This is a genomic window from Pontivivens nitratireducens, assembly GCF_014235845.1.
GTDB lineage: Bacteria > Pseudomonadota > Alphaproteobacteria > Rhodobacterales > Rhodobacteraceae > Pontivivens > Pontivivens nitratireducens.
In genome coordinates this window covers 25,843-34,643 of record NZ_JACJUQ010000021.1, presented here as the reverse complement: position 1 = coordinate 34,643, position 8,801 = coordinate 25,843, and the positions used below count along the sequence as shown (strand labels likewise).

Below are 8,801 nucleotides of genomic sequence, written 5' to 3'. Positions count from 1 at the left end.
GGCAACGGCACTTCAGATCATGCTGACAAACAAGCGAAACGTGCTCGATTCGCCGACAGCCCCATTACGGCATCTTTTTCTTTTCCGCTTGGCGGATGAACCGAGGCCGAAGGTGCCCTACCCGAACAGCCCCTTGGGTCTGTAATTCGGGTTGGGGATGGTTTCGATCCAGCCGCCCTGTTCCTTGATGCTCTCGAGCGCTGCCGAGAGCGGATAAGCGCCCTCGGACGGGCTCCACCAATAGGCACCGCGCTTGCAGACGATGATCTTGCGGCGGCCGTCTTCGAAGCAGGCCACCCGCAGCGTCTTGGGTTCCTTGCGTGACATGCGAGTCTCCGTTCTCCGTGTGGTCAGGCCGCCTCGGCACTGCGCCCTGCCCTGCCCGTCTCCGATCTGGCAATCAGATAGTCGCAGGCGCGCTGCGCGTCCGCGGCGTGCTTGAAGATCGCACCCTTGTCCGACCGAAGAACGCGCAACCAGTTGTGGAGGTAGGCGGCATTCATCTCGAGCGTATGCGCCGTGAAGCCGAGCGTCTGACCCAGGAACACCGAGGTCAATTCCGCGACGATCTCCTCGCGCGCATAGGACGTGTTGCCAAACTTCGAGAACCCGAAATCACGGTTCAGCCGATGCGGGGCCTTCGTGGCATGGGCCAGCTCATGAGCCCAGACCCCGTAGAAATTGCGCGGGTCCTGGAACCGCGTGATGGACGGCATGTAAACCTTGTCCACGGGGGGCAAATAGTACGCCTCCGTGCCCGTGAAGACGGTCGTGATGTCGATGGCATCGAAAAACGCCTGCATGTGCGGGATGGGCTCGGACGGCGGATGCTCGGGCACGGGCTCCGGGTCGGGGAAGAAGCTGTCGGGCAAGCCCTCGATCTGGCAGGCATTGAACACACGGTAGGATTTCTGGAAGCGGAATATACGGGCTTCCTCGGAGTGATCATCCCCTTCGCTGTGATCATGCTCATCGCCGGCGTCTCTCCGGCTTTGACCGTAGTAAACGACGACAGAGGACTTCTCGCCCTTGCGAACCTTTGCGTCCAAGGCATTGGCTTGCGGCAACGTCATCCAGAAGGGCGAGCTGTGGCCCGCCATCACGGTCCGCATCGTCAGCAGGAAGTTGTTCACCCCCTGGTAGGGTTCACCGCCCACGCGCAGGGGACGAGAGCTGCCGCCTGCGGTCCAGGGCTTGCGCCACGGCAACACGCCGCGCTCAATAATACGGATGATTTCGTTTGTGATGACCTCGGAGGCATCGAATTTGGGCGTGCGGGATCGGGCCATGGCTGGCCTCCTTTCGAGTTTTGGTGAGAGTAAGTGGTGATCAGGTTGACTGACGGGGCCGCGGATCGTTGACGATCCTCGCGCCGAGCCCTTCGACCATGTCGATGTAGGTGGTCAGTGAGACGGAACTTCCAGGGCCCCAGGGTTCAGGGTCGATCGATCCGTCCCGTGTCACCCGCGGCAGGTTCGCGAAGGCGATAACATCGGTGACGGGTCGGATATCGATGAACGGCGTGCCGCGCGAGACTGCAAGAGTGGCCAAGGAAAGCGCTCGATCGGCGCAAAGGTCGAAACGGTGGTCCAACCAAGATGGATGAATGTCCCGCCCTCTCCGCAGATCACATGCGCGTTCGGCAATAACGCCGCCTGCTCCAGATAGCCGAGATCACGCAGGACGATCCCACGCTCGCGCCGCTGTGCCAGCCCCGTCTGGCCGGTTCGGCGTGGTTTCTTGTGTCGCCACCACTAGGCAGCGGTCGCGCGCAACACGCACAAGACACCTGTTTGCATGAGAATGCCCTTCATCAGGAACAGCAGACCGGAACCCGGCCCGGACCCATCTGAAGGACCCCAAAGGCCCTCGTCCGTCAGTCACAAAACCCGAAGGACACTTTCACTTTTCCTGGGCACGGACCCTGTCCTTCTCAAAACCAACGGGCCCTCAACAAAATGCTCAATACCGTGTAGTCTCCAGAAGCCTTTGATTTGGCACAGCCCATTCAGATCGACAGGCAAGATCGGCAACGCATATCGGCAGAAATCTCCCTGAAGACCTGCCTACAACTGCGCATACGGTGCATTTTCCAATCTTGAAGCATCACGTTGCCTTGCCGCCAAGTCTGCAATAGAAGCAGTATTAGAGGTGCAGATCTCTTGCCCCCGCCTTCTCAACCATGCCGCACAGATATCCATCCGGCGAGGCAACCTCACCCGTGCTATGCTCTTCGAACACGAGCGGAAACGCTGCCGTTGCCACCTGTGTGCCCATTCGCTCCTGCGCCACGTTCCAGACATGCTCCGAAATTCCCACCATCGGCCTGAGTGGTTCAGCAACCCGATGCAGATCACCCCAATCCTTGAAAAATCCGCCTGTTCTCGCGCAAAGCCAGGCAGGAACAACGCAAGAAGCGTGATGATTGCACCGGACACGCTATTGGGTTTCGGCTCCAGCACCGCACCGAGATAAGCGATTAAGGCCGCGAGCGCCACGTACCAGCCAGCCCGCATCATGCCGAGTGCGAAACTGACTTAGCTCAAAGCCGGGCCGGGCAGGCTTATCAAGCCATCCTGGCCTTGTTCGCAGGCGGCAACGAGGCAGGCGGAAGACCGCCGTTTCTGCCGCATTATGGCCTAGTGATGTTCGTTATGCCTGACTTCTGTCGCGCTCAGCACTATCTATCCGGCAACACTTGAAGCGGAGCGAGCTATGAGATTTTCTCGAACACTGGCCGTAATGGCGATTGCAGCCGTATCGATGGCCGCCGTGCCTGCATCGGCAGACCCTGGGCACGGCAAGGGCAAGGCGCGCGGCGATCACCACAACGGATTTGCAGGACATTGCCCGCCGGGACTTGCAAAAAAGAACCCGCCCTGTGTGCCGCCGGGGCAGGCACGCAAGTCCTATGATCACTACGGCTCTAGAATCGGGGATGTCCTTCGCATCGGTGACTACGTGGTTATCCGCGATCCCCGTAGGCTAAATCTAGAACCGCGTGACGATTGGCGCTATTATCGCGAGGGCAACCGGGCCTATCGGGTTGATCGTGACACCAGAAAGATCCTGTCCGTCATCAACCTTATCGATGCCTTCACAAACTGAGCCGTCGGCGTTGATGATCGGCTCTAACCCAGTTTTGATGCAGATTGACAATCTGCCGCCGTACTCACCCGACTTGAACCCAATCGAAATGGCGCTCTCGAAACTCAAGGCGCACTTGCGACGGACAGGGGCCAGAACATTCGACCAGATTTTCGACGCATTCGCGGAGTCTGCGATCTGTTCACACCGCCTGAATGCTGGAATTACTTCTGCGAAGCAGGAAATGGATCAAGTTAAAGGCTCGATGCTCTAGAGGGTCGTGGTAGACCGAATATCCTCGGCGGCGAAGTCGATCAGTGCGCGGATCTTGCGGGGCAAGGCCCGGCCCTCGAGATAGGCCGCGCTGACAGGACCGCTGTCGCCTCCGAACTCCTCCAGCAAGGGGACCAACGATCCGGTCTCGATGGCGTTGCTCAGGGCGAAGCGCGGAATGTTGGCGATCCCAAGGCCGCCGATGGCCAGATCCATGGCCGCGCGCGCGGAGTTGACCTGGAACCGCCCGTGGATCTGAACATTTGTCTCGACCCCGTTCCTGACGAAGATCCATCTGTGCGGAACCCGCCGGTTGGTGTCCACTATACAGGTATGGTCAGCCAGTTCCTCGGGTGAGCCGGGCTTTCCGTGTGCTCGGACATAGTCCGGGCTGGCCACCAGAAGGCTGCTGAAGGTGCCAAGCCTGAGCGTCTTGAGTGACAGCATGTCGGACCGGCCGATGCGAAAAGCCAGGTCGAAGCCGTCGCTGGCCAGATCGACATAGCGGTCATCGAGCCGCAAATCGAGTGTAAGATCCGGGTTTTGTCGGGCAAACCGTGCCAGCATCCCCGTGACGTAGACTTCGCCGAAGGTTACAGGAGCCGAGATGCGAATGACGCCGGTCAGGCCGCGCGATCCTTCGGCAACGCTGCCGAGCAGCTCATCTAGATCATCGAGCAGTGCGGGCGCCCGCGCAATCAGGTCCTCACCCGCCGGTGTCAGCCCCACCTTGCGGGTGGTCCGCTGCAGCAGGCGGGCGCCAAGGCGTTGCTCGAGCGCAGCCACATATTTGGACGTCAGCCGGTTCGACACGCCCAACTGATGGGCCGCTGCGGTGAACGAACCAGTCTGCGCGGTGGCCACGAAGGCCCGGAGTTCATCGACGATATCCATGGTAAATCACTTGGAACACTTCGTGGATAGTCATTCCATATATTCGCCATTTCATTGACTAAAGACAAGGCGTATTTTCCTGACAGATCAAACAGCGCCTGAAGGCGCGCACTTAAAGGAACAAGTCATGAAAATCGCAATCATTGGCAACGGCAATGTCGGATCCGGTCTGGCAAATGTCCTGAGCAAAACGCAACATCAGGTCGGGACCTTTGGCCGCGCCGACGATGTGGCAAACGCCGTGAATGAGGCCGATATCGTTATTCTCGCGACGCCCTATGGGGCGGCTGCCGAACTCGCAGAGCAGGCAGACTTCACCGGCAAGATCGTCATCGATGTGTCCAACCCCGTCACCGAGGATTTCTCGGCCCTGCAACTCGGTACCACCACATCGGCCGCCGAGGCGATCGCTGCGCTCGTTCCGGGAGCGTTCGTCGTGAAGGCCTTCAACACGATCTTCGCCCAGCACTATGCGGGGGATCTCAAGCTGGACGGTCAGCCATTGCAGACCTTTGTCGCCGCCGACGACGAGACGGCGCGCGACACCGTGAAAACGCTGGCCGCAGAGGCCGGGTTCGAGCCGGTCGATGCCGGCCCCCTGTCCACCGCCCGCCAGCTCGAGCCGCTTGGTTTCCTGAATATCCAGTTCGGCTATGTGCTCGGAAAAGGCACCGAGATCGCGCCGCGCTGGCAATTTTCTGCCTGACCCAACCTCCCGAACAAAGGAAAAAGACAATGTCCAACGCAAACCATCATAACCCACCTCAATCACCGGTGATCCCCGGTGTGGCAAATGCCGATCTCGCCGCAACCATCCTGCGCGTTGCGCTGGGAATCCTGTTCATCGCCCATGGCTGGCTGAAACTCGTGATCTTCACGCCGGCGGGAACGGCCGCCTTCTTCGAAAGCCTCGGCTTTCCGGGAGCACTCGCCTATCTCGTAATTGCCGCCGAGCTTGCCGGTGGCGTGGCGCTGATCCTCGGCGTCTGGACCCGCTGGGTGTCGCTCGCGCTGGTGCCGGTTCTGCTCGGCTCGATCTACGCGCCGCATGGCGCGGCCGGTTTCTTCTTTTCGAATGAAGGCGGCGGCTGGGAATATCCCGCATTCTGGGCGATCACACTGGTCGTGCAAGCTCTGCTGGGCGACGGCGCCTATGCGCTCAAGCGCAGCCGGACCTGATCCGTTCCGTCTTCATGGTGCGGGGCAAGCAGCCCCGCGCCCATTCCCCAAAGGAGTATCACGATGGGCAATCCAACCGAAAAATTCGACATGAATGCCGCGCCGATCCGCATCGATACCGTTCTGCTCAGGGTGCGGGATCTCGATGCCGTTTCATCCTTCTATCGGGACGTTCTGGGGCTGGTGCCGCTGGCAGAGGCCGGAAGCAGCGTCACACTGGGCACCGAAGAGACACCGCTGCTCCATCTTTGTGGCGACCCGGCGTTGCGCCCACGCGACCCCAGGCAGGCAGGGCTGTTTCACACCGCCTTCCTGCTGCCCTCGCGCGGCGATCTGGCCCGCTGGCTTGGCCATGTGGCCGAAACGGGCGTGCGGCTGCAGGGCGCATCGGATCACATCGTCAGCGAAGCGCTCTATCTGGCCGATCCCGAAGGCAATGGCATCGAGGTCTATGTCGACCGTCCGCCAAGCCAGTGGCGCGATCGCGCGGGCGATATCCGCATGGCGACTGACCCGCTGGACCTTCAGGATCTGATGCGTACGGCGCAGGGCCGGACATGGACCGGCTTCCCAATAGGCGGCATCGTCGGCCACGTTCACTTGCAGGTCGGCGACACGAAAGAGGCGGATCGTTTCTACCGCGACGCCCTCGGCTTCGACATCGCGGCGACCTATCCGGGCGCTAGTTTCTACGGCAGCGGCGGTTATCACCACCAGTTGGCCGGCAACATCTGGAACAGCCGCCAGGCCGGGACGCGGGACGCGTCCGAGGCGGGGCTGAGCGAAATCACCCTCGGCGTCGATCCGACAGCGCGTCAGGCGATCACACAGCGCCTTGGCGGCGATCGCTTTTCAGATCCCTGGGGCACCGCCTTCGCGCTGGCGCAGTAAGGTGCTTTGCGAACCTGATAGTAATAAAGGAGACAAGACATGCTTGTGAATGGAAAATGGGTCGAGAACTGGCAGCCTGTCCAGAAGGCCGATGAACAGGGGCGTTTCGTGCGCCAGGTTTCGGAGTTCCGGAACTGGATCACCCCCGATGGGCGTCCCGGCCCCACGGGCGAGGGTGGTTTCGAGGCCGAGGCCGGGCGGTATCGGCTCTATGTCGCGCTGATCTGCCCGTGGGCCTCGCGAACCCTGATCGCACGGCGGCTCAAGGGGCTAGCGGATCTGATCCCCGTCACGGTGGTCAACCCGACGCTGACCGATCAGGGCTGGCGGTTCGGCGGCTATCCGGGCGCGGATGAGGACCCGCTTTACGGATCGAGTTACATGCATGAACTCTATACCCGTGCCGATCCGCATGTTTCGGGCCGCGCCACCGTGCCGGTATTGTGGGACATGAAGCGCGGCGTCATGGTGAACAACGAAAGCGCCGACATCGTGCGCATGTTTGATACCGCCTTCGAAGCGATCGCCCCATCCGATCTGCGTCTCTATCCCGCCGCTTTGGCCGACGAGATCGACGTGCTGAACAGGCAGATTTACGAAAGCCTCAATAACGGGGTCTACAAGGCCGGGTTCGCCTCCAGCCAAGAGGCCTATGACGAGGCCGTCGATGGGGTGTTCGCGATGCTGGACCAATTGGAGACGCGCCTCGGTGACGACCGCCCGTATCTGTTCGGCGACGAGTTGACCGAAACCGATATTCGTGCCTTCGTGACGCTCATCCGGTTCGACGCGGCCTATCACGGATTGTTCAAGACCAACCGTCGGCAAATCGCGGATTACCCGCATCTTTCAGCGCATATGGAACGCGTGCTGCGGCTGCCGGGCGTCGCGGAAACGGTGAACATGGATCACATCACGCGAGGCTATTATTCGATCAAGGCGTTGAATCCGACGGGCATCCGGCCGGCCGGCCCGGCGCATATCCGGCGGTTGCTTGACACTGTCGCGTAGGGGAAAACCGTGTTCGGCCGGCGGGTGCGAACCTTCGCCGAACAGGCCAAACTACCGACAGCAGAAAGGCAGATCATGTCCAGACCGATTCCGCAGGTGCAGCCCATTGAACGCGAGGAGCACCCGAGCAAAGGCCGCTATGTCTTCCGACTGGGCGGCGACGAATCAGAAATGACATATTCGCGCGCGGGTGAAAGCATGATAATCATTGATCACACGGAGGTTCCCGATGCGATGCGCGGCCGCTTGGTCGGGCAGACCCTGGTGCGGCGTGCAGTCGAGGATGCGCGGGCCGAAGGCCGTTCCATCGTCCCGCTATGCCCCTTTGCCAAGGCGCAGCTCTTGCTCCATCCCGACTGGCACGATGTGCTGAAACGCTGAACTGGAGACGCAATCATGAGCTGGAGTCCCTGCCCCGATCCCACGCTGGGTAACCCCGAAACAGTCGATGCGATCGAGACGCTGATCATTCCCCGCGCCGTCGATCTCGGCGGGCTGGAGGTGCGCCGTGCCCTGCCATCGACCAAACGGCAGATGGTCGGCCCCTACATCTTCTTCGACCAGATGGGACTGGCGGAATTCCTGACCGATCAGGGAATCGACGTGCGCCCGCATCCGCATATTAATCTGGCAACTGTCACCTATCTGTTCGAGGGCCGCATTCGGCACCGCGACAGCCTTGGCACCGATCGCGAGATCGAGCCGGGCGCGGTGAACTGGATGAAGGCGGGGCGCGGCATCGTGCATTCCGAGCGCACCGATGAGGAGCGGCGCCGACAGGGCCAGCGTCTCTTTGGCCTTCAAACCTGGGTGGCGCTGCCCGAGGCGCAGGAGGAAGACGATCCGGCCTTCGTCCATCACGGCGCAGAGGCCCTGCCGATAATCGAAGAGGGCGGAGTGAAGGCGCGGCTTATCGCCGGCGCGGCCTTCGGGGCAAGATCGCCGCTCGCGACGGCATCGGAGACGCTTTGCGCCGATATACAGCTCGACCCCGGTGCGCGCTTTGCCGTCGAGCCCTCCGTGACCGAACGTGCCCTCTATACCATCTCGGGCGAGATCGAAGTCGCGGGACAGTCCTTTGCGCCGGCCCAGCTTCTGGTTCTGAGCCCGGGGGACCAGATCCTCGTGCGCGCCAAGAGTGCCGCCCGCGTCATGCTCTTCGGCGGCGAGCCGATGGACGGGCCGCGCTGGATCTGGTGGAACTTCGTCTCGTCGCGCAAGGAACGGATCGAACAGGCCCAGGAGGAATGGCGGCGCGGGCGCTTCGACACCGTGCCGGGCGATGAGGCCGACTTCATCCCGCTCCCCGAGACGAATACCAAACCGAGAAGGGCACTCGGCGGCGTCTTCTATCCGTAAGGGTAAGGTGTGCACGGCGCTCGACGGGCTGCTGCCAACCCGTCAACCGCGCGATGCGCTATCGCTTTTGCATAGCGACAGTACTGAGGTTACCGGCAACGCGGTGA

Annotated in this window: 10 protein-coding genes and 3 pseudogenes; 8 read left to right on the top strand and 5 right to left on the bottom strand. The window is 61.4% G+C overall.

The window, feature by feature from the left end; all coding sequences use genetic code 11:
- Positions 1–117: 117 nt before the first annotated feature.
- The 4 genes and pseudogenes from H1S03_RS15875 to repC form a co-directional block, all read right to left on the bottom strand.
- Positions 118–327, bottom strand: coding sequence for a DUF6330 family protein (locus H1S03_RS15875; protein WP_074646987.1), 210 nt, complete (start codon positions 325–327; stop codon positions 118–120).
- A 23-nt stretch (positions 328–350) separates the two neighbouring features.
- Positions 351–1,289, bottom strand: coding sequence for an ArdC family protein (locus tag H1S03_RS15870; RefSeq protein WP_185805180.1), 939 nt, complete (start codon positions 1,287–1,289; stop codon positions 351–353).
- 40 nt (positions 1,290–1,329) lie between these two features.
- Positions 1,330–1,814 (bottom strand): annotated as a pseudogene (locus H1S03_RS15865) (hypothetical protein).
- Positions 1,815–2,145: 331 nt separating this feature from the next.
- Positions 2,146–2,364: pseudogene (repC, locus tag H1S03_RS15860) on the bottom strand (replication initiation protein RepC); the annotation flags it as partial.
- Between the two features lie 378 nt (positions 2,365–2,742).
- Here repC and H1S03_RS15855 point away from each other — a divergent pair.
- Both H1S03_RS15855 and H1S03_RS15850 read left to right on the top strand, forming a co-directional pair.
- A complete protein-coding gene (locus H1S03_RS15855; RefSeq protein WP_249777959.1) occupies positions 2,743–3,108 on the top strand; it encodes a hypothetical protein in 366 nt (121 codons plus the stop codon).
- Between the two features lie 52 nt (positions 3,109–3,160).
- Positions 3,161–3,345 (top strand): annotated as a pseudogene (locus H1S03_RS15850) (transposase); the annotation flags it as partial.
- A 12-nt stretch (positions 3,346–3,357) separates the two neighbouring features.
- On the opposite strand, the gene H1S03_RS15845 reads toward H1S03_RS15850, so the two are convergent.
- Complete coding sequence (locus tag H1S03_RS15845; protein WP_185805179.1) at positions 3,358–4,254, bottom strand: LysR family transcriptional regulator; 897 nt, start codon at positions 4,252–4,254, stop codon at positions 3,358–3,360.
- A gap of 127 nt (positions 4,255–4,381) precedes the next feature.
- On the opposite strand from H1S03_RS15845, the gene H1S03_RS15840 reads away from it, so the two are divergent.
- From H1S03_RS15840 to H1S03_RS15815, 6 genes are all read left to right on the top strand, one after another.
- Positions 4,382–4,960, top strand: coding sequence for an NADPH-dependent F420 reductase (locus H1S03_RS15840; protein ID WP_185805178.1), 579 nt, complete (start codon positions 4,382–4,384; stop codon positions 4,958–4,960).
- A 29-nt stretch (positions 4,961–4,989) separates the two neighbouring features.
- On the top strand, positions 4,990–5,433 hold the full coding sequence (locus H1S03_RS15835; RefSeq protein WP_185805177.1) for a DoxX family protein: 444 nt from the start codon (positions 4,990–4,992) through the stop codon (positions 5,431–5,433).
- Between the two features lie 63 nt (positions 5,434–5,496).
- Entirely contained in the window at positions 5,497–6,324 is an 828-nt protein-coding gene (locus tag H1S03_RS15830; RefSeq protein WP_185805176.1) for a VOC family protein, read from the top strand.
- Between the two features lie 39 nt (positions 6,325–6,363).
- Positions 6,364–7,335, top strand: a complete 972-nt coding sequence (locus H1S03_RS15825; protein WP_185805175.1) for a glutathione S-transferase family protein — start codon at positions 6,364–6,366, stop codon at positions 7,333–7,335.
- Positions 7,336–7,344: 9 nt separating this feature from the next.
- On the top strand, positions 7,345–7,716 hold the full coding sequence (locus H1S03_RS15820; protein WP_347339237.1) for a GNAT family N-acetyltransferase: 372 nt from the start codon (positions 7,345–7,347) through the stop codon (positions 7,714–7,716).
- A 15-nt stretch (positions 7,717–7,731) separates the two neighbouring features.
- On the top strand, positions 7,732–8,694 hold the full coding sequence (locus H1S03_RS15815) for a pirin family protein (RefSeq protein WP_185805173.1): 963 nt from the start codon (positions 7,732–7,734) through the stop codon (positions 8,692–8,694).
- Positions 8,695–8,801: the final 107 nt, after the last annotated feature.

Excerpts from the sequence above, each read along its gene's own strand:
- H1S03_RS15875 (WP_074646987.1), bottom strand. The coding sequence starts at position 327 with ATGTCACGCAAGGAACCCAAGACGCTGCGGGTGGCCTGCTTCGAAGAC.
- H1S03_RS15870 (WP_185805180.1), bottom strand. The coding sequence starts at position 1,289 with ATGGCCCGATCCCGCACGCCCAAATTCGATGCCTCCGAGGTCATCACA.
- H1S03_RS15855 (WP_249777959.1), top strand. The coding sequence starts at position 2,743 with ATGGCGATTGCAGCCGTATCGATGGCCGCCGTGCCTGCATCGGCAGAC.
- H1S03_RS15845 (WP_185805179.1), bottom strand. The coding sequence starts at position 4,254 with ATGGATATCGTCGATGAACTCCGGGCCTTCGTGGCCACCGCGCAGACT.
- H1S03_RS15840 (WP_185805178.1), top strand. The coding sequence starts at position 4,382 with ATGAAAATCGCAATCATTGGCAACGGCAATGTCGGATCCGGTCTGGCA.
- H1S03_RS15835 (WP_185805177.1), top strand. The coding sequence starts at position 4,990 with ATGTCCAACGCAAACCATCATAACCCACCTCAATCACCGGTGATCCCC.
- H1S03_RS15830 (WP_185805176.1), top strand. The coding sequence starts at position 5,497 with ATGGGCAATCCAACCGAAAAATTCGACATGAATGCCGCGCCGATCCGC.
- H1S03_RS15825 (WP_185805175.1), top strand. The coding sequence starts at position 6,364 with ATGCTTGTGAATGGAAAATGGGTCGAGAACTGGCAGCCTGTCCAGAAG.
- H1S03_RS15815 (WP_185805173.1), top strand. The coding sequence starts at position 7,732 with ATGAGCTGGAGTCCCTGCCCCGATCCCACGCTGGGTAACCCCGAAACA.